General features: G+C 64.6%; 25 protein-coding genes and 1 tRNA gene. 13 read left to right on the top strand and 13 right to left on the bottom strand.

The features are described 5' to 3' along the window. From Q7O19_RS09880 to Q7O19_RS09900, 5 genes are all read left to right on the top strand, one after another. Nucleotides 1-930, top strand: a 930-nt coding sequence (locus tag Q7O19_RS09880) for a magnesium chelatase domain-containing protein (protein WP_303810275.1), incomplete at its 5' end; no start/stop codon positions are given. A 38-nt stretch (nucleotides 931-968) separates the two neighbouring features. Beyond that, the gene (locus Q7O19_RS09885) at nucleotides 969-1,607 is read left to right on the top strand and encodes a CvpA family protein (protein ID WP_303810276.1); all 639 of its coding nucleotides are present in this window, start codon (nucleotides 969-971) and stop codon (nucleotides 1,605-1,607) included. Nucleotides 1,608-1,633: 26 nt separating this feature from the next. Further along, entirely contained in the window at nucleotides 1,634-2,977 is a 1,344-nt protein-coding gene (cysS, locus tag Q7O19_RS09890) for a cysteine--tRNA ligase (protein ID WP_303810277.1), read from the top strand. Between the two features lie 55 nt (nucleotides 2,978-3,032). Beyond that, entirely contained in the window at nucleotides 3,033-3,464 is a 432-nt protein-coding gene (locus tag Q7O19_RS09895) for an iron-sulfur cluster assembly scaffold protein (RefSeq protein WP_303810279.1), read from the top strand. Next, the gene (locus Q7O19_RS09900) at nucleotides 3,464-5,263 is read left to right on the top strand and encodes a monovalent cation:proton antiporter-2 (CPA2) family protein (protein WP_303810280.1); all 1,800 of its coding nucleotides are present in this window, start codon (nucleotides 3,464-3,466) and stop codon (nucleotides 5,261-5,263) included. Before Q7O19_RS09895 ends, Q7O19_RS09900 begins: the two co-directional genes overlap by 1 nt. A gap of 13 nt (nucleotides 5,264-5,276) precedes the next feature. Here the strand turns inward: Q7O19_RS09900 and Q7O19_RS09905 are convergent, their stop codons facing one another. From Q7O19_RS09905 to Q7O19_RS09915, 3 genes are all read right to left on the bottom strand, one after another. Beyond that, on the bottom strand, nucleotides 5,277-5,876 hold the full coding sequence (locus tag Q7O19_RS09905) for a chemotaxis protein CheB (protein WP_303810281.1): 600 nt from the start codon (nucleotides 5,874-5,876) through the stop codon (nucleotides 5,277-5,279). A gap of 279 nt (nucleotides 5,877-6,155) precedes the next feature. Then, complete coding sequence (locus Q7O19_RS09910; protein ID WP_303810283.1) at nucleotides 6,156-6,929, bottom strand: molybdopterin-dependent oxidoreductase; 774 nt, start codon at nucleotides 6,927-6,929, stop codon at nucleotides 6,156-6,158. Beyond that, entirely contained in the window at nucleotides 6,926-7,768 is an 843-nt protein-coding gene (locus Q7O19_RS09915) for a cytochrome b/b6 domain-containing protein (protein WP_303810285.1), read from the bottom strand. Before Q7O19_RS09915 ends, Q7O19_RS09910 begins: the two co-directional genes overlap by 4 nt. Before the next feature lie 96 nt (nucleotides 7,769-7,864). Between Q7O19_RS09915 and Q7O19_RS09920 the strand changes: the two genes are divergently transcribed. Next, entirely contained in the window at nucleotides 7,865-8,842 is a 978-nt protein-coding gene (locus tag Q7O19_RS09920) for a magnesium transporter CorA family protein (RefSeq protein ID WP_303810287.1), read from the top strand. On the opposite strand, the gene Q7O19_RS09925 is transcribed toward Q7O19_RS09920, so the two are convergent. Beyond that, nucleotides 8,839-9,207 carry a hypothetical protein gene (locus tag Q7O19_RS09925; protein WP_303810288.1) on the bottom strand — a complete coding sequence of 123 codons (369 nt, stop codon included), beginning with the start codon at nucleotides 9,205-9,207 and terminating at the stop codon, nucleotides 8,839-8,841. The genes Q7O19_RS09920 and Q7O19_RS09925 overlap by 4 nt on opposite strands. 99 nt (nucleotides 9,208-9,306) lie before the next feature. Between Q7O19_RS09925 and Q7O19_RS09930 the strand changes: the two genes are divergently transcribed. From Q7O19_RS09930 to Q7O19_RS09955, 6 genes are all read left to right on the top strand, one after another. Beyond that, nucleotides 9,307-10,332, top strand: coding sequence for a serine hydrolase (locus tag Q7O19_RS09930; protein ID WP_303810289.1), 1,026 nt, complete (start codon nucleotides 9,307-9,309; stop codon nucleotides 10,330-10,332). Next, the gene (locus Q7O19_RS09935) at nucleotides 10,329-10,820 is read left to right on the top strand and encodes a UPF0262 family protein (RefSeq protein ID WP_303810290.1); all 492 of its coding nucleotides are present in this window, start codon (nucleotides 10,329-10,331) and stop codon (nucleotides 10,818-10,820) included. The genes Q7O19_RS09930 and Q7O19_RS09935 overlap by 4 nt, the downstream gene beginning before the upstream one ends. Then, nucleotides 10,820-11,374, top strand: a complete 555-nt coding sequence (dcd, locus tag Q7O19_RS09940; protein WP_273463816.1) for a dCTP deaminase — start codon at nucleotides 10,820-10,822, stop codon at nucleotides 11,372-11,374. The genes Q7O19_RS09935 and dcd overlap by 1 nt, the downstream gene beginning before the upstream one ends. Before the next feature lie 61 nt (nucleotides 11,375-11,435). Next, nucleotides 11,436-12,329, top strand: a complete 894-nt coding sequence (gene rarD / locus Q7O19_RS09945; RefSeq protein WP_303810291.1) for an EamA family transporter RarD — start codon at nucleotides 11,436-11,438, stop codon at nucleotides 12,327-12,329. 9 nt (nucleotides 12,330-12,338) lie between these two features. Continuing rightward, nucleotides 12,339-13,622: a UDP-N-acetylglucosamine 1-carboxyvinyltransferase gene (gene murA, locus Q7O19_RS09950; RefSeq protein WP_303810293.1), complete on the top strand. Its 1,284-nt coding sequence runs from the start codon at nucleotides 12,339-12,341 to the stop codon at nucleotides 13,620-13,622. After that, entirely contained in the window at nucleotides 13,615-14,013 is a 399-nt protein-coding gene (locus Q7O19_RS09955; protein WP_303810295.1) for a DUF2948 family protein, read from the top strand. Before murA ends, Q7O19_RS09955 begins: the two co-directional genes overlap by 8 nt. On the opposite strand, the gene Q7O19_RS09960 is transcribed toward Q7O19_RS09955, so the two are convergent. The 8 genes from Q7O19_RS09960 to Q7O19_RS09995 form a co-directional block, all read right to left on the bottom strand. Continuing rightward, the gene (locus Q7O19_RS09960) at nucleotides 14,010-14,504 is read right to left on the bottom strand and encodes a biotin transporter BioY (protein ID WP_303810297.1); all 495 of its coding nucleotides are present in this window, start codon (nucleotides 14,502-14,504) and stop codon (nucleotides 14,010-14,012) included. The genes Q7O19_RS09955 and Q7O19_RS09960 overlap by 4 nt on opposite strands. Beyond that, nucleotides 14,504-14,938: a cytochrome c maturation protein CcmE gene (ccmE, locus tag Q7O19_RS09965; RefSeq protein WP_303810299.1), complete on the bottom strand. Its 435-nt coding sequence runs from the start codon at nucleotides 14,936-14,938 to the stop codon at nucleotides 14,504-14,506. Before ccmE ends, Q7O19_RS09960 begins: the two co-directional genes overlap by 1 nt. Beyond that, the gene (gene ccmD / locus Q7O19_RS09970) at nucleotides 14,935-15,087 is read right to left on the bottom strand and encodes a heme exporter protein CcmD (RefSeq protein ID WP_303810301.1); all 153 of its coding nucleotides are present in this window, start codon (nucleotides 15,085-15,087) and stop codon (nucleotides 14,935-14,937) included. Before ccmD ends, ccmE begins: the two co-directional genes overlap by 4 nt. Beyond that, complete coding sequence (ccmC, locus tag Q7O19_RS09975) at nucleotides 15,087-15,815, bottom strand: heme ABC transporter permease CcmC (RefSeq protein WP_303810303.1); 729 nt, start codon at nucleotides 15,813-15,815, stop codon at nucleotides 15,087-15,089. Before ccmC ends, ccmD begins: the two co-directional genes overlap by 1 nt. A gap of 43 nt (nucleotides 15,816-15,858) precedes the next feature. After that, complete coding sequence (locus Q7O19_RS09980; protein WP_303810304.1) at nucleotides 15,859-17,295, bottom strand: serine hydrolase; 1,437 nt, start codon at nucleotides 17,293-17,295, stop codon at nucleotides 15,859-15,861. A 67-nt stretch (nucleotides 17,296-17,362) separates the two neighbouring features. Then, nucleotides 17,363-20,002, bottom strand: a complete 2,640-nt coding sequence (locus tag Q7O19_RS09985) for a valine--tRNA ligase (protein WP_303810306.1) — start codon at nucleotides 20,000-20,002, stop codon at nucleotides 17,363-17,365. A gap of 41 nt (nucleotides 20,003-20,043) precedes the next feature. Further along, the gene (locus Q7O19_RS09990) at nucleotides 20,044-20,343 is read right to left on the bottom strand and encodes a DUF2497 domain-containing protein (protein ID WP_303810308.1); all 300 of its coding nucleotides are present in this window, start codon (nucleotides 20,341-20,343) and stop codon (nucleotides 20,044-20,046) included. 70 nt (nucleotides 20,344-20,413) lie between these two features. Beyond that, nucleotides 20,414-21,055, bottom strand: a complete 642-nt coding sequence (locus Q7O19_RS09995) for a protein-L-isoaspartate O-methyltransferase (RefSeq protein WP_303810310.1) — start codon at nucleotides 21,053-21,055, stop codon at nucleotides 20,414-20,416. Between the two features lie 142 nt (nucleotides 21,056-21,197). Between Q7O19_RS09995 and Q7O19_RS10000 the strand changes: the two genes are divergently transcribed. Beyond that, nucleotides 21,198-21,271 (top strand) — tRNA-Cys (locus Q7O19_RS10000). Nucleotides 21,272-21,664: 393 nt separating this feature from the next. Here Q7O19_RS10000 and Q7O19_RS10005 read toward each other — a convergent pair. Further along, nucleotides 21,665-22,605 (bottom strand): IS630 family transposase gene (locus tag Q7O19_RS10005; RefSeq protein WP_303810311.1). Its coding sequence is split into 2 segments (ribosomal slippage), with 942 coding nucleotides annotated over them: nucleotides 21,665-22,263 and nucleotides 22,263-22,605; the frame shifts between segments, so codons are not numbered across the junction. This gene is flagged as partial in the annotation.

A 22,605-nucleotide genomic window follows, 5' to 3' on the forward strand; every position in this document is an offset into this window, starting at 1 on the left:
GCCGAAACCAATGTGCGGGACATTTTGACAACGCTGACCAGCCTGAAGGCACCGCCGGGGCTGCTGGTGATCGATTCGATCCAGACGATGCACAGCGACACGCTGGAAGGCGCGCCGGGTACGGTTTCTCAGGTGCGGGCATCGGCGCAGGAACTGATCCGCTATGCAAAATTGTCGGGCTGCGCGCTGATATTGGTCGGCCATGTGACCAAGGACGGGCAACTCGCCGGGCCACGCGTGCTCGAGCATATGGTCGATACCGTGCTCTATTTTGAAGGGGAGCGCAGCCACCAGTATCGCATCTTGCGCGCTGTGAAGAACCGCTTTGGCGGAACGGACGAGATCGGCGTTTTTGCGATGGGCGCTGATGGCTTGGAGGAAGTCGCCAACCCATCCAGCCTGTTCCTGACCAGCCGGGCCGAAGGCGCCAGCGTCACAGGCGCCGTGGTGTTTCCGGCGCTGGAAGGCACAAGGCCGGTGCTGTGCGAGATCCAGGCGCTGGTGGTGCGGGTGCCATCGGGCGCGACGCCACGCCGGGCCGTGGTGGGCTGGGATTCCGGCCGGCTGGCGATGCTGCTGGCGGTGCTGGAAGCGCGCTGCGGTTTGGCGTTCGGCGGGCATGAAGTCTATTTGAACGTGGCCGGCGGCCTCAGGATTGCCGATCCGGCGGCCGATCTGGCGGTGGCTTGTGCGCTGGTTTCGGCGCTTACCGATCGGCCGTTGCCGGCGGATGCGGTGGCCTTTGGTGAAGTTGCCTTGTCGGGCGAATTGCGGGCGGCCGGATTGGCGAGCCTGCGCCTGAAAGAGGCGGCGAAGCTGGGTTTCGGCCGGGCTTTCGTGCCGGATGGCACCACTGGCGGCGGGCCCATGCTGGTCAGTGGATTTCGGACAATGAATGGCTTGGTGGATCATCTTGGCCGGCCGGAATAGGCTTTTGCGGCGCTGCCAAATCGGATAGGCGCTGCTGTATGGACACTGTAATGCAGCTTGCCGGCTTTGACTGGATCGTGGTGCTGATTGTCGGCATCACGGCCGCCTTTGGACTGATGCGCGGCTTCATTGCCGAGGTCGCCAGCCTTGCGGCTTGGGTGGCCGGCTTCATCGCCGTGCGCCTCTTCTACACGCCGGCCCGCGCCATTTTCGAAACCGCCAGCGGCAGCGAACTGATCGCCGCGGCCGCCGCCGTGATGGGGCCGTTCCTGATCGCCGTTCTGCTGGTCAAGCTCATCGGCAGTTTCCTGTCGAACAGTGCCAAGGGTAGCGTGATTGGCCCGGTGGACCGCTTGCTCGGCCTTGGCTTTGGCCTGGTGAAGGGCTTTTTGGCCGCTAGCCTGATTTTCCTGCTGATCACGCTGGGCATAAAGATCGTGCCGGGTGACGATAGCCGGCCCGATTGGCTGGCCAGGGCGAAGACGACGCCGACGCTGGCGCTGGTGGCGAGCGCCATGGTCTCTTACGTTGGCGATGCGTGGAACCAGCAGCAGAAGCTGATAAACCCGGAGCGTGACCCTCATGCCGGCCTGCCAGGCTTTGGCGATGACGAGGAGGCTGACGGTTACGGCAAGCAGGAGCGCAACTCGTTCGACAAGCTGCTCGATCAGCAATAAAAATCCAGCCCCGGAACCCCCATCTGATGATCCGTCTGTATAACACCGCTGCCCGCGCCAGGCAGGAACTGGTGCCGATCAATCCGGATCGGGTGACGATGTATGTCTGCGGCCCTACCGTTTATGGCCGGGCGCATATCGGCAATTTCCGTCCCGCCGTGGTGTTCGACGTGCTGCAGCGCCTGCTGCGCCACACCTATGGCCCGGACAAGGTGATTTACGCCCGCAACATTACCGATATCGACGACAAGATCATGGACAAGGCCCGTGCCGAGGGCGTGAGCATCGACGTGATCACCGAGCGGTACGAGTCCCTCTATCTGGAAGACGCGGCCACCCTTGGCGTGGAACGTCCTGATCTGCACCCGCACGCTACCACCAGCATCCCGGCCATGGTGGCGATGATCGATCTGCTGATCGCCAAGGGCCATGCCTATGCGGCGGAAGGCCATGTGCTGTTCGATGTGGCCAGCCATGGCGATTATGGCAGCCTGTCGCGCCGGCCGCTGGACGAGATGATCGCCGGCGCCCGCGTGGAAGTGGCGCCGTACAAGAAGAACGCCGCCGATTTCGTGCTGTGGAAGCCGTCGAGCAAGGACCAGGCCGGCTGGCCCAGCCCATGGGGCCGCGGCCGGCCAGGTTGGCACATCGAATGCTCGGCGATGATTGCCGAAAGCCTGGGGCAAACCATCGATATCCACTGCGGTGGCATCGATCTCACCTTCCCGCACCACGAGAATGAGTGCGCGCAGAGCGCCTGCGCCCATGATGGTGCGCCGCTGGCCAACATCTGGATGCACAACGGTTTCCTGAACTTCGGCGGCGGTGAGAAGATGTCCAAGTCGCTCGGCAATGTGCTCAGCGTCGGGGAGCTGGTGGAGGCCGGCTGGACGGGTGACGAGCTGCGCCTGGGCCTGCTGTCCGCCCAGTATCGCCAGCCGCTCACGTGGGACCAAGCGCTGCTGACCCAGGTCCGCAGCCGGCTGGGCAAGTGGTTGCGCAAGCTGGGCGATGTGCCGAAGGGCGTGCGCCCGCCGCCGCCAGCTGCGGTAGTGGAAGCGCTTTCCGAAGATCTCAACACGCCCGCCGCGCTGGCCGCCATCGCCGGCATCGAGCAGGACCGCGAGGCGCTTTTGGGCGCGCTGGCGTTCCTCGGCCTGCCCTCGCTGGGGCCGGAAAGGAGCCGTCATGCCAGCGACGCCCGCAACGCCGATCCGGACGCGGCCCGCATCGACGCGCTGGTGGCGGAGCGCGTGGCGGCGCGGAAGGCCAGGAACTGGGCCGAATCCGATCGCCTTCGTGATGCGCTGGTGGCCGAAGGGGTGCTGCTGGAGGATAGGCCGGGCGGCACGAATTGGCGCCGCACCTGAAGGGCGGCATTTTCCCGTCTATCCACAACAGGGGCGGGGAGGGTAAGAAGTACACATGTCCGAAGCCCTCTACAATGCGGTGATTTTGCGCCTGAAACTGGCGGGTGAGGTCGCGCACCGGTTGGCGGCGGCGGATGGCAGCGCCACCCGGGTCTCCCCCGTGTGTGGCAGCAAGATCATCGCCGATGTGGCGCTGGGGCCGGATGGCCGCATCGCCGCCGTGGGGCTGGATGCGACCAGGGCCTGCACGCTGGGCCAGGCCAGTGCTGCCGTGGTGATGGAACGCGTGCCGGGCATGGACGCCGCTGCGCTCACCGCCACCCGTTCTGCCCTCGCCGATTTCCTCGCCAGCCGCGCCGAAGCTGCGCCGGAAGGCTGGGACATCTTCGTGCCGGCCCGCGCCCACCGCGCCCGCTATCCTTCGATCCTGCTCGCGCTTGATGCCGTGCTGGCCGCGCTCGCCGAAGCCGGGCAGGTCGCCGCCTGATGGAGCATGGCTCCACCCTGCTGCGCGATATCGTCATCTACCTGGCGGCCGCCGTTGTGCTGGTGCCATTGTTCATCCGCTTCAAGCTGGGGGCGGTGCTGGGCTATCTCGCCACCGGCATATTGATCGGGCCAGCGGTGCTTGGCCTGGTGGGCAATGCCGAACAGACCCTCCAGTTCGCCGAGTTCGGTATCGTGCTGCTGCTGTTCGTGATTGGCCTGGAACTGCAGCCGTCGCGGCTGTGGGCCCTTCGGCGCGATATTTTCGGGCTGGGGCTGGCACAGGTACTGCTGTGCGGGCTTGGGCTCACCGGGCTTCTGCTGGCGCTCACCAGTTTCACCTGGGAGGCGGCGCTGGTCGTCGGCCTGCCGCTGGGCCTGTCCTCCACCGCACTGGTGATGCAACTGTTGAACGAGCGCCAGATGGCCGCCACCCCGTTTGGCGAGCGCAGCTTTGCCATGCTGCTGTTCCAGGATCTGGCCATCGTGCCGATGCTCACCATCGTCGGCGCCCTCAGCCGCGCGGCGCGCGCCGATCCGGTGCCGGGCTGGCAAACAGCGCTGATTACGGCGGGCGCGCTGGTCTTTCTCGTGCTGGTCGGCCGCTATGCCCTGCCGCGCCTGTTCCGCATCATCGGATCGCTGGGCGCCCGCGAAGCCTTCGTGGCCGCCGCCCTGCTTTGCGTGATGGGAAGCGCGTTGCTGATGGCCAGCTTGGGGCTTTCGATGGCGTTGGGCGCGTTCGTCGCCGGTGTCATGTTGGCCGAATCCCCCTATCGCCACGCTCTGGAGGCCGACATCGAGCCGTTTCGCGGCCTGATGCTCGGCCTGTTCTTCATCGCCATCGGCATGAGCCTTGATCTCAATATCGTCGCCGCCAATTGGGCACTGGTGCTGGCACTGGTGGTGGGCGTGATGGCCGTGAAAACCACCGTGATCGCCGTGCTGGCGCGCAGTTTCGGCACCGAATGGCCGCGTGCCTTCAAGATGGGGCTGCTGTTGGCCCAAGGCGGCGAATTCGGCTTCGTGCTGTTTGCCGAAGCCGAACGCGGCCTGTTGATCAGCCATTCGGCGGCACAACTGTTCGGCGCAGTCGTCACCTGCTCGATGGCGCTCACGCCGCTGCTGTTCCGGCTGGCCGGGCGGATGATCGCCGGCAAGGACGATCCCGGCAGCCGCGACGGGCCGGAAAGCGCCGGCACCGCTGGCCACGGCGGCCATGTCGTGCTGGTCGGCAGCGGCCGCGTGGGGCAGGTAATCGCCCAGATGCTGCGGGCCCGCGGGCAGGCCATCACCGCCATCGATCTGGATGCCGAACTCATCGATATCACCGCCCGCTTTGGCAACACCGTGTTCTGGGGTGACGGCACCCGCCTCGATATCCTGCGCACCGCCGGCATCGAAACCGCCAGCGCCCTGGTGTTCGCCATCGATGGCCGCTGGGACCCAAAGGCGGTGCTGCAACCAATCCAGACCGAATGGCCCGATCTGCCCATCATCGCCCGCGCCTTTGATCGCAGCCACAATATCGCCCTGCGCCAGGCCGGCGTCGAACAGGTGGTGCGCGAAATGCTGGATGGCGCCGTTGCCATGGGCCGCGAAGTGCTCGCCTCGCTGGGCACGCCCGAAACGATGATCGACGCCATCGAAGCCGAATATCGCCGCCGCGATCTGGAACGGCTCGATCTGCAATTGTGCAGCGGCGACATCATGTCCGGCGCGGACACGATCATCCGCGGCGCCCTCGATTTGGACGAAGCACCCGATCCGGCGTCCCTGGGCGAAATCCCGCCGGCGTGAGTGAGCCGCTCCGCTAAGCCAGATACGCCAGCAACGCAGCAGGAATGTCCTCCACGGGCAACACAAGATCGACGAAGCCGCTGTCTGCCGCGCTCTGCGGCATACCCAGCTTTGAGTGATGATCAAACGCAGCCTCGCACATCGTCAGCCCCCCGCGTTCCTTGATGGCCGCAATGCCGGCCGTGCCATCTCTGCCATAGCCGGAAAGGATGATCCCCACCGCATTCGGGCCCTGATCGTCGGCGAGAGAAACAAGAAACAGATCCACCACCATGCGCCGCGCCTTTACTGGAGGGGCCATTATTAGGCGAAGGCGGCCCTCGTGGATGGTGAGGACGGCGCAAGGCGGGATGATCGTGATCGTATTGGGCGCCGGGATCATCCTATCACGGGCGAAATCGACGGGCATCGCGGTGTAGCCGGCGAGGATTTCGGCCAACGCACTGTCATGTTCCGGATCAAGATGCTGCACGAGCACAAAGACCATGCCGCTATCGGCCGGCATCGCGGCGAAAAACGCCTCATACGCAGTCAGGCCACCGGCAGAGGCAGCAATCCCGACAACTAACCGGCCGCTCTGGGCAATCACTGATGCGCCGCGATCCGCTGCCACGTCCAGTCCTCCCCTCTCTGCCAGAATGCGACGCCCACGCTATCACGGGCCAATCCTTGCGAATCACACCCTCCTTCTACCCCGTCCACTATTGACGGTTTTTCCGATTCTTGCGGGTTTCAGGACTTTTTTACCACCCACCGCCATCCCGCGCCCAAACGCCGGGCAGCGCCATGATGACAGGCTTTGCCCGTGCAGGACAGACGGGCGGCTGTTCGCGATATCAAGACAGAATGAAGCCGCCAGCAGCTCTGCTTTTTCTTGTATTTTTTCGGCGAACTATGTTCCCGCGTACCACTCGTAGCCGCGGTCCGGCCAGTAGCCGCCCTTGCCGCCGCCGAAGGGGGCCAGGCTGTCGGCGACGACGATTTGCATCAGAAATTTGGCCTGTTTGTAGCCCAACTGGCGTTCGACGCGCAGGCGCAGAGGGGCGCCGTTGCCGGTGGAGAGCGGCTGGTTGTTGAGGCTGTGGGCCAGGATGGTTTGGGGGTGGAAGGCGTCGACGAGGTCGATGCTCTCGTAATAGCGGCTGGCGGATTGCAGGCCGCCCTTGCTGGCCTCGCCGCCATAATCGTCGGCGCACAGGAACACGATGTAGCGGGCGCCGTCACGCAGGCCGGCGGCTTTCAGGATGTGCGCAAGTTGCGGGCCGGTCCATTGGCCGATGGCGCTCCAGCCTTCCACGCAGTCGTGGCGGGTGATCTGGGTGCGCTGGGGCAGGGCGCGCAACTGGGGGAGGGTGAGGGAGAGCTCGCGGTGGACAAGGCCGGTCACCTTGAGGCGCCAATTGGCGAAGTTGCCGGACGCAAGCCGCTGCCATTCGGGGTTGGTGGGTTCGTGGGTGCCGTTGACCTTGAAGGTGGGGGAGATGTCGGACGCGGCGAATTCGCGGGCCAGGCCGTCGCGGCCGACCAGGTGTTGCCAGCGATAGGTCGCCTGTTCGCCGGCGCCGATCACCGCCTTGGCGGTGGGGTTGCGGGTGAGCGCGTCGCAGCCGGTAAGCAGCAGGCCTGCGGGCAGGGCGGTGAGGAGGTGGCGGCGATGAAGGATCATTTGTCGCCTCCGATGGTCATGCGGCCGGTGATCATCGCGCCTATCTGGCGGATCGGGCCGGAAAGGAAGACGAGCACGAGGTGGAGGAGGAGGAAGCCGGCGATGCCGCTCATGGCGAGGAAATGCACCGATCGCGCCGATTGGCGGCCGCCCCACAGTTGATCGAGCCATGGCCAGGCGGCGTCCATGCCCGGCGACATGGCGAGGCCGGTGAGGATGACAGTGGGGATGAGGACGAGGGTGACGCCGGCATAGGCGAAGCGTTGCAGCACTTCGTAGGAGAGCGCGGCCTCGCCCTTGGGGAAGTTCAACTTCGCGTGTTCCACGATGTCGTTCCACAGATGGGCGCGGGTAAGTTGGCGGCGCTTGGGCAGGATTTCGCGCCACAGCCGGCCGGAGAGCAGGCCGTGGAGCAGCCAGGCCAGGCCGTTGAGGATGATCACCCAGGCGAAGAAGAAATGCCACGTGCGGGCAGTGGCAAGATCGCGGCCCGACGGCAGCGTAGCCCAGTGCGGGAAGGCAACGAAGCTGGTGGTGCCTTTCGGCGATTGCGACACGCCGATGAGGCCGGTGGTATCGAAGCGTGTGCCCGCGATCTCGAGCCAGCCTTTCGGCGCCGACCAAGGCGGCGACGCACCCGTTTCCAGCCACAGTCGTTCCCGCTGGTCCACTGATCCGGCATCGCCCCAATAGAGCCGCGGATGTGCGCCGAAGATGTTGAGGCCCGTCATCAGCAGCACGATGATGGCGGCCGCGTTCAGCCAATGGGTGAGGCGCACCAGCCAGTGGTGGCGCAGCACGCGGCAAGGGTGGGGAACGGAAGGGGCGTCGGTGGCCATGGCTGTTATTGGCCTGTTCGCAGCCAAAGGCCAATTGGTTACAGGCGCCGCAGGCAAGGGGTGCAAACCGTTCGATGTTGCGCCATGGTGGGCCCGATGCTGCGGATCTTCTCTGCCACGGGCCACCAACTGATAGGCACGGGTGATGCCCTGCCCGACGATGCGGTGTGGATCGACCTGTGCAACCCCACGCCGGAGGAAGAAAAGCAGGTCGAAGCTGCGATGGGCTTTGAAGTGCCGACCGCCGACGAGATGGCGGAGATCGAGACGTCCAGCCGGCTCTATGTCGACAATGGCGCCATCGTGATGACGGCGACCCTGGCCACAGGGCTGATCACCGAAACGCCGGAAACCGTGCCGGTGAGCTTCGTTCTGGGCAAAAGCCACCTCGTTACGGTGCGCTATGCCGAAATCCGCAGTTTTGATCGTTTTGTGGCGCAACTGGAACGGGCACCGGGCCAGTGCGGCAGCGCGCCGATGGCGCTGATGGGGCTGATCGATGCCATCGTCGATCGGCTGGCCGATGGGCTGGAGCATGTGGGCCGCGAAGTGGACCAGATCAGCCGCGCCGCCTTTCGCCGCGCCGAAGCCGGTGCCCGTGGCCGCCAACAGCAGCGCCGGTCAAATCTCGCCCTGCAGGCGTTGCTGACCCGGCTGGGCGCAGCGCAGGACGGGCTGAGCAAGGCGCGCGAATCGGTGGTTTCGCTGACCCGGGCACTGTCGTTCCTGCAGTTCGCCGCGCCGAAAGACGCTGGTCTTTCCGCCCAGATCAAGACCCAGGTGCGCGATCTGGCCAGTCTGGCGGATCAGGCCAGTTTCATCGGCGGCAATCTCACCTTCCTGCTCGATGCAACGCTGGGCCTGATCTCAATCGAGCAGACTGCGGTGCAGAAGATCTTCTCTGTGGCCAGCATTGTGTTTCTGCCGCCAACGCTGGTGGCCGGGGTTTATGACATGAACTTCGCGCACATGCCGGAACTGCAATGGGTGGCGGGCTATCCGATGGCGCTGGGCATCATGCTGGCCGCCGCCGTGCTGCCTTATGCGATCTTCCGTTGGCGGGGGTGGCTTTAAGGCGCGTCCAGCATGCAGCCATATTCCGGATCGAAGCGCGAGATGCGTGTGGAGAGCAGCGGCACTTTGGCCGTGATCGTGCGGTTGGCGCTGTCTTCCTCCACCTGCACCACGTCCGTGCCGGGTTCGCGATCGGTGTCGCAGCTGGCCATGTCCCGCCCGCTGACGAAACGGCAACTGCAGGTGACCTGGGCGATATAGCCGGTGGCCAGCGCCGCCTGCCGACCCGTGGTGGAATATTTGAGGCCCAGCCAACCGCCCGCCACCAGGCAGAGCAGCAACAGCGGCACCCAGATCAGCCAGCGCCGCCAGAATGCCTTGGGGCGCGAAGGTGCAGCGGGGGGTGATGTGTCACTTGCCAGCATGGGGGCAGGGCCTTTAGCGTAAAATTTATGACAAGGTGGAGAAACATCGGGGCAGCCGCAAGCCTGTTGCTGACCGCAGGGGGTGCCTTGGCGCAGCCCGTGCGCTCGCCAGTGGCGATTCTGTCCACCGTGCCGGCCTCGGCCCTGCCCGCCGCCGATGCACTATTCACCGATCCGGCGCTGAAGGAAACGCGCGCGGTGATCGTGCTGAAGGATGGCAAGCCGATCTATGAACGCTATGCCCCGGGCTATGGCCCTGGGACGCGGTTGATCAGCTGGTCGATGGCGAAATCCATCACATCGACGTTGATTGGCTTTCTGGTGGCCGACGGCAAGTTGGAGCTGGATACGCCCGCCCCGGTGCCGGAATGGCGGAACGACGCGCGCGCCAAGATCACGCTGCGCCAATTGCTGCACATGGCATCGGGCGTGAAGCATATCGAGGCCGGGCCTGAGCCGGAGCGGGCCGACACCAACCGCGCGCTGTTCGCCGATACCTCGGCCGATATCGTCAAGGCTGCCGTTGCCGAGCCGGCGGAAGTCCCGCCCGGCACGCGCTTTGAATACAATACTCTGACCACGCATATACTGGCGCGAATCGTTTCCGATGTGGTTGCGCCGGGCGCGACGCCGGCCGAACGAAAGCGCAAGGTGCGCGCCTTCATCAACGATCGGCTGGCCGGGCCGGCGGGCATGGCCAGCCTGCTGTGCGAGTTTGATCCGCAGGGAAATTTTTATGGCGGCTCGCTGTGCTTTGCCACCGCGCGGGATTGGGCGGCGTTCGGGCAGTTGTATCTGGATGGCGGCGTGGTGGCCGGGGTGCAGGTGGTGCGGCCGGATTGGGTGCGCTTCGTGACGACGCCGTCGCCGACCAATCCCGGCTATGGCGGGCAATTCTGGCTGAACCGCAAGCCGGCCAATGGCAAGGATGAAGCGCTGTTCTGGCGTACCGGACCGCCCGACGCCTTTGCCGCGATCGGGCACTTAGGCCAATATGTGATCGTGGTGCCATCGAAGCGGATCGTGGTGGTGCGGCTGGGCAAGACGCAGGACGACGTGCTGCAACCGGTGCGCGACGGTCTGGCCAAGCTGGTGAACAGCGTGCCGGCCAAGGGGGCGAAATGAGCAACCCCGATTATCGCCTGACCGACATCAAGCTGGACGAACGCACCATCCTGTGGCGCAACGCCGATATCGAGCAAGAGCGCCGCGTCGCCATCTTCGATCTGCTTGAGGGCAATGAATTCAAGCCCATCGCCGCCGCCGATGCCGGCCATCACGGGCCGTATAAGTTGCTGCTGGGTGTGGAGGATGGCCGGCTCGACGTGACGGTAAGCAATGGCGACGACATCCAGATCGATGCGTTTCAGGTCGCGCTGAGCCCGTTCCGGCGCACGATCCGCGAATATTTCGCCATCTGCGACAGCTATTACCAGGCCATACGCCAGGCCAGCCCCGGCCAGATCGAAACCATCGACATGGCGCGGCGCGGCATTCACAATGATGCTGCCGGACTGTTGAAGGAACGGCTGAAAACCCGCGCTATCGTCGATTTCGACACAGCGCGCCGCCTGTTCACCCTGATCTGCGTCCTCCACATCAAAGGCCACTGATGTCCGTATTGTCCGACCGCTGGATTCGCGAAACCGCCCTGAACGAGGGCATGATCGAACCGTTCGTGGAGCGCCAGACGCGCGGCGGCTGCATTAGCTATGGCCTGTCGAGCTATGGCTATGATGCGCGCGTGGCCGACGAGTTCAAGATCTTCACCAATGTCGACTCTGCAGTGGTGGACCCCAAGGATTTCAATCCGAACAGCTTCGTCGATCGCAAGACCGACGTGTGCGTGATCCCGCCCAACAGCTTCGCGCTGGCCCGCACGGTAGAGTATTTCCGCATTCCCCGCGATGTGCTGGTGATCTGCCTGGGCAAATCCACCTATGCCCGCTGCGGCATCATCGTGAACGTGACGCCGCTGGAACCGGGCTGGGAAGGCCATGTCACGCTGGAATTCTCCAACACTACGCCGCTGCCGGCGCGCATCTATGCCAACGAAGGTGCCTGCCAGTTCCTGTTCCTCAAGGGCAATGAACCCTGCGAAGTGAGCTATGCTGACAGAGCTGGCAAATACATGGGCCAGCGCGGGGTGACGCTGCCCAAGCTTTAGGGCCGAAATTGTGGCGCCGTCGGGGGTGGCGCGCATCGTCAATGCCGGCTAACGCCGCCGGGTGAGCGCGTCCTATACTTCCGAAGTCCGCCTTGGCTTTTTCGCCGGCATGGGCGCCTATCTGATCTGGGGCGTGCTGCCCATTTACCTGCGGCTGTTGCAAGGCGTGCCGGCGGCCGATGTGCTGGCGCACCGTATCTTGTGGACCGTGCTGCTGGTGGTGCTGCTGATTTCTGGCCTGAAGGGCTGGGAACGGGTGCGCGCCGCCCTGCGTCAGCCGCGCCTGCTGTTGATGCTGCTGGCATCGGCGGTGTGCATCAGCCTCAATTGGGGCGTCTACACCTGGGCAATCCTCGCTGGCCACGCCATCGATACGTCGTTGGGCTATTTCATCAATCCGCTGGTTTCCGTGCTGTTCGGTGTCGCGCTGCTGGGTGAGCGGCTGGGTCGGCTGCAATGGGTTGCGGTCGGGCTTGCGGCGCTGGGCGTTGCGGTGCTCACCATCGAGCGTGGTTCGCTGCCGCTGGTTTCCCTCGCGCTGGCGCTGTCGTTCGGCGTCTATGGCCTGATCCGCAAGCAGGCGGCGGTGGATACCGCGACCGGCCTGTTTGTTGAAACGCTGCTATTGGCGCCGATGGCGGCATTGTGGGTGGCCCAGACGCAGCAAGGCTTTGTCGGTTGGCCGCCGGTCACGACGATGACTCTGGCACTGGGCGGGCTGGCCACGGCGATCCCGTTACTTTTGTTCGGCGTGGCGGCGCGGCGGCTGCCGCTCTCCATCCTGGGCCTGATGCAATATGTGGCGCCCACCATGGTGCTGCTGGAGGCGGTGCTGCTGTTCGGCGAAGTGCTGGATCCGGCGCGGCTGGCGGCGTTCTGCTGCATCTGGGCGGGCCTGGCGGTCTATACGTTTTCCCTGCGCCGGCCAGTGGCGCGCGCCACGCCAACGCGCTAAGGCGGATTCATGGACAAGATCGTCATCCGCGGGGGCCGCCGCTTGAAGGGCCGCATCCAGATTTCTGGCGCCAAGAACGCCGCGCTCACGCTGATGCCGTGCGCGCTGCTCACTGATGAGCCGTTGACGCTGCGGAACCTGCCGCGGCTGGCCGATATCGATACGTTCGGTCACCTGCTCAACAATCACGGCCTGTCGACCACCATTGAAGGCACCAGCCCCGATGAATTCGGCCGCGTGATGACAGTGCGCGCCAACCGCATCACCTCCACGCTCGCCCCCTATGACATCGTGCGCAAGATGCGCGCGTCCATCCTCGTCCTCGGTCCGCTGCTGGCCCGCGCCGGTGAAGCCACCGTGTCGCTGCCCGGCGGTTGCGCCATCGGCAACCGCCCGATCGATCTGCACCTGAAAGCGCTGGAGCATCTGGGCGCCAACATCGAACTGGCGGCCGGCTATGTGAAGGCGACGGCCCCGATGGGCGGCCTGCCGGGCGGACGTTACGTGTTTCCCATCGTTTCTGTGGGCGCGACCGAAAATGCGGTTATGACTGCCGTGCTGTGCAAGGGCACGTCCGTTCTGGAGAACGTCGCGCGTGAGCCGGAGATTGTCGATCTGTGCAACTGCCTGGTTGCCATGGGTGCCAAGATCCAGGGCATCGGCACAGAGAAGCTGACCATCACCGGCGTGAAGGAACTGCACGGCGCCACTTATGAGGTGATGCCGGATCGTATCGAGGCGGGTTCCTATGCCTGCGCCGCGGCCATTGCCGGGGGCGAGGTCGAACTGGTCGGCGCGTCCGCCGAGGATCTGGGTGTGACGCTGGACATGCTGCACGAAGCTGGCGTTGAAACCGAAGAAACCACCGATGGCATCATCGTGCGCCGCCACGGCGCGATGAAGGGCATCAATGTTTCAACATCGCCCTATCCGGGCTTTGCCACCGATATGCAGGCGCAGTTCATGGCGATGCTCACCGTAGCCGACGGCGCGTCGCTGTTGACCGAAACCATATTTGAAAACCGCTTCATGCACGTGCCGGAACTGGCGCGCATGGGAGCGGACATCACCGTGCGCGGCCGCAGCGCCATCGTGCGCGGCGTGCCGAAACTGAACGGTGCCGAGGTGATGGCCACCGATTTGCGCGCTTCCATGAGCCTGGTGTTGGCCGGGCTAGCAGCAGAAGGTGAAACCACGGTCAGCCGCGTCTATCACCTTGATCGCGGTTACGAGCGGTTGGAAGAAAAACTCCAGGCCGTGGGCGCCGATATCGAGCGCGTCGGTGATGGCTGAGAAGCTCGCCCTCCTCGGCCGGGAGCCGGGGGATATTGAAACCTTCTCGGCGTTGCTGCAGGATGCAACGCTGCGGCTGGCCGATGTCGGCTTTGATCGCAAGGCGCGGCGGCTGGCGCTGCTGATCAACCGCTACCGCCGTGAGGCCGACGCGCCGAGCCGCATCCGCAGCGCCCTGCGGGTGGAGACGGTTGACGCCGTGCAGCGCGCCGGCTGGCCCAATGATCCAGAAGCGGTGACAGTTATCCTCTTGTTGGCCCAGGATGGCGACTGGCTGGTCATTACTTGCGCCGCCGGCATTGCTATCCGTGCACGCATCGAAGTGATTGACTTGGTGCTGGAAGACATGGGCGACGCATGGGTCACAACGCGGGTGCCGCAGCACGACTAGGCAGTACGCCGCCCCACCATCACCAGCACCAAAGTTGCCACTGCCGCCTTTACCCCTGCGCCCGGCAGCAGCACGGCCAGTGCGGTCACGTCGCCGCCGCGCAGGGTAATCACCGCTCCGCCCAGTGCCAGCAGCAGCGCATGGGCGGCCAGCATCAGCAATAACGTCTGCCGCCAATTCCAGCCCGGCTGCCGGCTCATCGCCAGGCGGGCGGCCAGTGGCAGCGCCACGATGAAGCCGGCGCTGAAGCCGCCCATCGCAAGCAAGCCGCCCTTCATGCCGGCCAGTACCGGCAGGCCCAGCGCCGCCAACAGCAACCAGCTCAGAACTCCGAGCACGCCAGCGCCGCCTGCCAGCGCGCAAGCCAGACAGACGATCAGCGATTGCAGGGTGACCGGCACCGGCCCGAAGTTCAGCGACAACGGCGCGGCGAGGCACAGGGCAGCGGTGGTGAACAGGCCGCCCCACAGCGGCGAAACGGGACGCGCCATCAGCCGCCGGTCGAAACCGCGCCGGTCTTCTTCATGGCGCCGGCCACTTCGGGCGGCATATATTTCTCATCGTGCTTGGCCAGAATGGTTTCGGCGGTGAAGGTGCCGGTGGCGGGATCGATCCTGCCTTCCGCGATCACGCCCTGGCCCTCGCGGAACAGATCGGGGAGGATGCCGGTGTAGGTGACGGGAACCGTCTTGGCCATGTCGGTCACCACGAAGCGGATGGTTTCGCCATCTCGCACGATCGAGCCGTTTTCGACCATGCCGCCCAGCCGAATCGTATCGGTGGGCGCCGGCCCTTTCGCGAGATCGGAGGGCGCGTAGAAATAGGTCGCGTTTTCGCCCAGCGTCGAAAACGCCAGCACGCCAGCGCCGCCCAGCGCGGTGAGCGCGCCGACAACCAGCCACAGGCGTTGATGTTTGGCTTTCATCGGCGTTTCACCTCATCGGCCTTTTTCTCGGCCGTTCGCATCGAGATGTAGGCCCACGCCAGCAGGCCAACAAGGCCGACCAGCGTGATGGCATAGGCCGGCCAGATGAAATTGGCCCACAGATCGGGGCGTGTGACGATGCCATCCATTACGCCAAAGCCTCCGCCATGCGCCGGCTGCGCGCGTCAACGCGCTGCTGCGCCAGCATCGCCCGCATCCGCATCAAGACGATGGCCGCAAACAGGAAGCTGAAACCCGCCACCGACAGCAGCAGCGGCGTCAGCAACGCGGGCGCGATCTTGGACGAGGCGTTGACCACCGAAATGCTGCTGCCCTGGTGCAGCGTGTTCCACCATTCCACCGAATATTTGATGATCGGCAAGTTGATCACGCCAACCAGCGCCAGAATGGACGAGGCGCGGGCTTCGCCGCCCTTCTCCGCTTCGCTTGCCGACAGCGCCAGATAGCCGAGATACAGGAAGAGCAGAATCAGCATGGAGGTGAGCCGTGCGTCCCACACCCAGTATGTGCCCCAGGTCGGCTTGCCCCACAGCGATCCGGAGATCAGGCAGATGGCCGTGAACGCCGCGCCCGCCGGCGCAATGGCGCGCGCCGCGATGGTGGCGAGCGGGTGGCGCCAGATCAGCGCGGTGGCCGATGCGATGGCCAGACTCATGTAACCGCCGGCGCCCAGCCAGGCGGCGGGCACATGCACATACATGATGCGCACGCTTTCCCCCTGTTGGTAATCCGGCGGACTGGCGAACAGGCCAATCCAAAGGCCGGCCGCGGTCAGAGCCATGCCAAGAATTGCCACAATCGGCGTGACGACACGGGCGATCTTCAGGAATCGCGTGGGATTTGCGTAACGGTGCACGCCGGCCTTCTAGCAGATGGCGTGAGCGGGGAAAGGGGGCGCGTCAGTCGTTGTTGACGCGCTCGCTCCAGCCGTCGCCCATGTACATGCGGGTCACCTTGCCGTCCTTTTCCTCGAACCATACGGTTTCGCCCACCGGGCCACCGCCGGTGGGGGCCATCAGCTTGAAGCGGCCATCGCCAAGCGGTTCCAGCATGACCTTGGTTTCGGCCGCAGGGCCATTGTCAGACAGCAGCACCAATTGCTTGTTGAGCAGCACCACCTGCTCCACGCCATCATCATAGGGGCTGCGATAACGCCCGGCAAAGCGCGCCCACGTATCGTCCCACAGCGGCGTCAGCTTGGGCTTGGCGGCCTTGGCCACGGCGTCGCCGACAGTGGCGAGCAGCTGGTTGGCGATGTCACCGGGGTTGCTGTCGTTGGTGTTGGTCAGCACCACCACGCCCACCTTGTCGTTCAATTGCACGCGCGTCATCGTCGTGTTGGCGGGATAACCGCCGCCGTGGCCCACGAACGTCCGGCCCTTCACGCGGGCATGGTCAAAACCCAGGCCGGAGCCGCTTTCCCACGTTTCATCAACGCTGCGCACCCGCAGCGCCTCGCGCCATGATCCTGCCGTGAGCACGTTCGGCCCGCTGGTGCGCAACTGGGCGGAGATGAACTTGGCCAGATCATTGACATTGCTTGTCATCCCCGTGGCCGCTGCCATGCCGCGTGCATCCATGAACGGCAGGATCCGGCGTGTGCCGTTCGGCGTGCGGCTGGCATAGGGCGTGGCGAGGCCGGGATCCTGTTTGTCGATGCTGGTGGCGGTCATGCCCAGCGGGGTGGTGATGTTGGCGGTCACGTAATCCGCCCAGCGCTTGCCAGTGACTTTCTCGACCACCAACCCGGCGACGGCGAAGGCGAGGTTGCTGTATTTCCAGCGCGTCTGCGGCGGGAAGGCGGCCTGGCGGTCGGGCATCAGCTTGATGAGTTCGGCTTCGGTAGGGAAATCGAAGCTGGCCCAGTGATCGCCGGCCTCGCGCTGCAGGCCGGACGAGTGAGACAGCAATTGCTCGATGGTGATCGGGCCGTCGTCCGGCCCGGCGGGCTTCATGGTGAACCAGGGTAGATATTTGCTCACCGGATCATCCAGACGCAGCTTGCCGGCCTCACGCAGTTGCAGAATGGCGATAGCGGCGAACAATTTGGAGTTGGACGCGATGCGGAAGGGCGTGTCGGCGGTCATCGGCTTTTTCGACGCGATGTCGGCAAAGCCGAAGCCCTTTGACCACAGCAATTGCTGATCATGCACCACGCCGACGGCGACACCGGGCAGGCCACGATAGGCGATCTGGCCTTCCAGCCAGGCGCTGAACAGGCGCTGCGCGGCCAGGACGTCGGGGTTTTCGGCGATGGCGGTGGCAGGTGCTGCAGCAGGCTGCGCCAGCGCCGGCGTGGCAAGCAGCAGTGCGAGTGCGATGGTGCGGTGAAGCATGTGGCGTTCCCCCTCGGTCAGTGGCCGCAGCCTATCAGGCTGGCCGCTGCCGCCAAGGGGAAAGGCGTCACCCCAACCGCGACAGCGCCGCCTGCAACCGCTCCGCCTCGGCGCTGCGGGCAGCGTGGTCTTCACGCGCCTTTTCCACCGCTTCGGGCTTGGCCTTGTCTGTAAAGCCGGGGTTGCCCAGACGGCCCGCCAGCGCGTCGCGTTCCTTGATCGCGGCGGCCAATGCCTTGTCGAGCCGGGACTTTTCGGCAGCGATATCAACCACGTCGCCGATCGGGATCAGGATGGTCGCCTCGCTGTGCACCACCTGCAGGCAGCCACCCTCGGCCACCTCGCCGGGCAGGATGCGCGCGAGGCGTTCGATCACGGCGGCGTTGGCGGCCAGCCGCGCCTGCGTTTCGGGCGAAGCGCCTTCCACGGCATAGGTGAGCTTGGCCGACGGCGGCACGTTCACTTCGGTGCGGGCCGAGCGGACTTCGGAGATCAGCCCGATCAACCAATCGATATCCGCACTGGCGGCAGCATCTTCGGGAATGGCGTCGCTGGCCACCCATTGCGCCAGAATCAGGTCATCGCGCTCCGCCAGCCGGTGCCACAATTCCTCGGTGAGGAACGGCATCACCGGGTGGAGCATGACGAGGATTTGATCGAGCGCCCAGCCGGCAACGGCGCGGGTTTCGGCGGCGATGGCTTCATCGGCGCCTTCGCTGAGCAGCGGCTTGATGAGTTCCAGATACCAGTCGCAGAAACGGCTCCACACCAGTTTGTAGATGGCGTCGGCATAGGCATCGAAGCGGAAATCGGCGATTGCCTGTTCCAGCGCGCGCGCCGTGGCGCGCACCTCGCCGATGATCCAGCGGTTGACCGGCTGACTGGCAGCGGGCGGCAACGGCGAAGCACTGCCGCCAATGCCGTTGGATTGGGCAAAGCGCGCCGCGTTCCACAGCTTGGTGGCGAAGTTGCGATAGCCTTCGATGCGGCTTTCGCTCAATTTGATGTCGCGGCCCTGCGTTTCCATCGCGGTGAGCGTGAAGCGCAGCGCATCGGCGCCATATTTGTCGATGAGGAGCAGGGGGTCGACAGTGTTCCCCTTGGATTTGCTCATCTTCTGGCCCTTGGCGTCGCGCACCAGGCCGTGGCAATACACCGTGCGGAACGGCACATCCTCCATGAAGTGCAGGCCCTGCATCATCATGCGGGCCACCCAGAAGAAGATGATGTCGAAGCCGGTGACCAGCACATCGCCGGGATAATGGCGGGCAAGGTCGGGGGTCTGCTCCGGCCAGCCGAGCGTGCCGAACGGCCACAGCGCCGACGAGAACCACGTGTCGAGCACGTCTTCGTCGCGGGTCAGGACCGCATCGCCGGCCTGAGCCTGTGCTTCCGCTTCGGTTTCGGCAACGAACACGCTGCCCTCGGGCGTATACCACGCCGGAATCCGGTGCCCCCACCACAACTGGCGCGACACGCACCAGGGCTGGATATTCTCCATCCAATTGAAATAGGTCTTTTCCCAGGTCTTCGGCACGAACTGAGTGCGGCCGTCATGCACGGCGGCGAGCGCGTCCTTGGCCAGCTCGGCAGCGTTCACATACCATTGGTCGGTCAGCCACGGCTCGATCACCACGCCGGAGCGGTCGCCATAGGGCATCTGGATGGTCTTCTGCTCGATACGCTCGATCAGTTCGAGGGCTTCGAGATCGGCCACCACTTTTTTCCGCGCGTCTTCGCGGGCAAGGCCCACATAATCGGCGGGCACACCTTCGGCGGCGCAGATGCGGGCTTCGGCGTCGAGGATGTTGATCCAGCCGGTGGCCTTGTTGCGTTCATACACCTGCCAGTCGTTGAAATCATGGGCCGGCGTGATCTTCACCGCACCCGAACCCAGTTCCGGATCGGCATGTTCATCGGCGATGATCGGAATGCGGCGGCCGGTGATCGGCAGCAGCACATGCTTGCCGATGACGGAGGCATAGCGCGGATCATCGGCGCCCACGGCGACGGCGGTATCGCCCAGCATGGTTTCGGGCCGGGTGGTGGCAACGATGATATGATCGGCGCCATTGGGAAGGCGCGCGCCATCAGCCAGCGGATAGCGGATGCGGGTGAAGCTGCCGGTGACTTCGCGGGTTTCCACTTCCAGATCGGAAATCGCGGTCTTCAGCTTCGGGTCCCAGTTCACCAGCCGCTTGTCGCGATAGAGCAATTTCTGGTTGTAGAGCTCAACGAACACCTTTATCACGGCCTTGTTGAAGCCGTCGTCCATGGTGAAACGCTCGTTCTCCCAATCGCACGACGCGCCCAGCCGCCTGAGTTGGCGGGTGATGGTGCCGCCGGATTCGGCCTTCCATTCCCACACCTTGGCTTCGAACGCCTCGCGGCCCATGGCGGTACGGCCGGGTTGCTGGGCTTCGGCCAGCTGGCGTTCCACCACCATCTGCGTGGCGATGCCGGCGTGATCAGTGCCGACAATCCAGCGCGCATCGCGGCCATTCAGCCGGTGCCAGCGGATCAGCAGATCCTGCAGCGTGTTGTCGAGCGCGTGGCCGATGTGGAGCGAGCCCGTCACATTCGGCGGCGGGATGACAATAGTGAACGGCTTGGCATCCGGGCGCGAGGGCCGGAAGCGGGCGTTGTGTTCCCAATGGGCATACCAACGCTGTTCAAAGCTGGCGGGGTCGAAAATCTTGTCGATCATAGCCCACGGCGCATAGCCGCTGGGTGCGATGCGGGAAAGCCCTACAGCTTGCCGGTGAGGCGCTTGATTTCCTCGCGCGCCAGTTTCTCGACGATTTCGGGCATGTTGGCGTCCAGCCAGGCCTTGATCTGCGGCGCCAGCATCGAACGCATTAGTTCGTCCAGCGTCATCCCGGTGCTGCTCGCTGGCAGAGTCACATTGGCCAGCGAAACCGGTGCCGGCGCCGGGGCCAGGCTGGGCGCGGCCGTCGGCGCATCTTCATAGTCATCATTACCGGGTTCCATCACCCGGGCGCGGATGGAGGCAAGAATGACGTCAAGGGCAGGCGGCGGCTCGCTCATGCGAAATAATTACGACATCGTGAAGAAAAGCGCCACTGCCGCCGTGCAGGCAGAACGAGAAAATCTCGGTTCAAAAGGCGAATTCGCGCGGCTGGGCAAAGCCGGGCAGATCTGGCGCCGCCATCTCGATGAACGGCAGACCCGCCGGGCGGCCGGCAGCCGTGAGCGGCCCGGCATAGCCGCGGCCAACGCCTGACTGGCGCAGCACGGCAGCGATGCGGCCGCCGGGCGCCAGTTGGGCGGCGATGGCCGGCGGCACGGCGGCAATGGCGCCTTCGAACAGGATCAGATCATAAGGGGCGGCGGCCGCCCAGCCTTCGGCGAGAGGCCCGGACACGCTGGGCACGCCGGCGGCTTCGGCCATGGCGATCAGTGCCGAATCGCTTTCCAGTGCCGTCACCGTCGCGCCCAGTTGCGCAAGCACGGCCGCCGAATAGCCCGAAGCGCTGCCCACCACCAGCACACGCCCCCCGGCGCGCACGCCGCCGTGCTGCAGCAACAGCGCCAGCGCCAGCGGTGCCAGCAGATAACGGCCAGGCGCCACTTCATGGGCGGCATCGGCCTGGGCCAGCGCCGCCAGGGCCGGTGGCAGAAAGGCTTCGCGCGGAATTTCGGCAAAGGCCGCCAGTACGCCAGCATCAGTGACCCCAACGGTTTTCAGTTGGGAATCCACCATGGTCTGGCGCTGGGTGGCAAAAGAGCTCGTCGTCATAGGGATGGCTTTTGCCCTGCGGCGGCGTGTGGCGCAATGGCCGAATCGCCGGGCATGATTGCGGTGCAGCACACCTCGCCAGGTGCAACATAGGCCATTGCCCCCACGCCCCTGCCTTGCTAGTGCAACGCTCCACTTGCGAGGCCCGATGGCGGAGTGGTGACGTAACGGACTGCAAATCCGTGCACCCGGGTTCGATTCCCGGTCGGGCCTCCACTTGTTCCCCGCGGGGAACAAGGCGATACCGCCTCACTATGCTTATCCGAATACCATAAAATCAAAGCCAAGTGCAGTGACTGCACTTTGATTGTTGAATATGAACGCAGATTTTCCGACAAGAACGTCGTCAAGAACGATGCTATTAACGGCATTGGTCTGCGTGTTGGCGAAAGAGATGATCAGATCCCGTCCATTGTCGCCGGTCCCGAAGTTGTAGTTCGTTGATGACGCACCAGAAACGCTGATGCGATCGTTACTGGTAAAATTTGTAATGACAACGTTGGTCTCTCTGGTCGCATTGTCGGTGAAGTTTATAGCACCGGTAGTGGCATTAAATGTCGTCAGGGTCGAGCCGTTATCGATACTTATCGACGTTAGAGCGGTTTTCGATCATGTTGCATCGTATCCGCAGGCTGTGAAGTAATTGGCGCATTCCTGGGGAGAGTAGAGGTCGAGGATGCGTCCGATGGCGTCCCACAGGCCGTGGATTGTGCGCTCGGCAGCTTTACGCAGGTGCGCCTTGAGCTTGGAGAACGCCTTCTCGATCGGGTTGAAGTCGGGGCTGTAGGGCGGCAGGAACAACAGGTCGGCGCCAGCGGCCTCGATGACATCGCGAATGGCCTGCCCTTTGTGGCTGGACAGATTATCCATGATGACGATGTCGCCGGGCGAGAGTTCGGGCACCAGGACCTGGGTCACATAGGCAGTAAAAGCGTCCCGGTTGATGGGACCATCGATCACCATGGGCGCCACCATCCCGGTATTGCGCAGGCCGGCAACGAACGTTGTTGTTTTCCAATGGCCATGGGGGACGCTGGCCCGAAGTCGCTCGCCCCGCAGGCAGCGACCATGGCGGCGTGCCATGTTGGTGCTGGCCCAGGTCTCGTCGATGAACACCAGGCGGTCGGGATCGAGGTCGAGCTGACCCTCGAACCAGGCCCAGCGCTGGCTCAGGATGTCGGGCCGCTCTTGCTCGGTGGTGTGCGCGGTCTTTTTTTACGCGTGATGTTGTGGCGATCAAAGAACCGCCAGACCGCTGCCACGCTGACTGACGCGCCACGCGCAGCCAGCGCCTCGCGAATCTCGTCCAGCGTAAGATCCGGGTTCGCCTCGATCAGCGTGCGGATAAAATTGTGGTGCGCCTCGATGCGGCCAGACCGGGAGTCTCCACCTGGACAGGCAGGCATTACCTTTCCGGTACGCAGCGCAAGCTGCCGCCAGCGGATCGCGCTTGCAGCGCTCACCCCGAAGCGTGTCGCCGCTGCCCGGCAGGACAGCCCGCCGTCGATCGCTGCAATCACTCGTTCCCGCAAATCCACCGATAAGGCCCG

Origin of the sequence: Sandarakinorhabdus limnophila DSM 17366 (assembly GCF_945882885.1) — a bacterium.
Classification (GTDB): domain Bacteria; phylum Pseudomonadota; class Alphaproteobacteria; order Sphingomonadales; family Sphingomonadaceae; genus Sandarakinorhabdus; species Sandarakinorhabdus limnophila_A.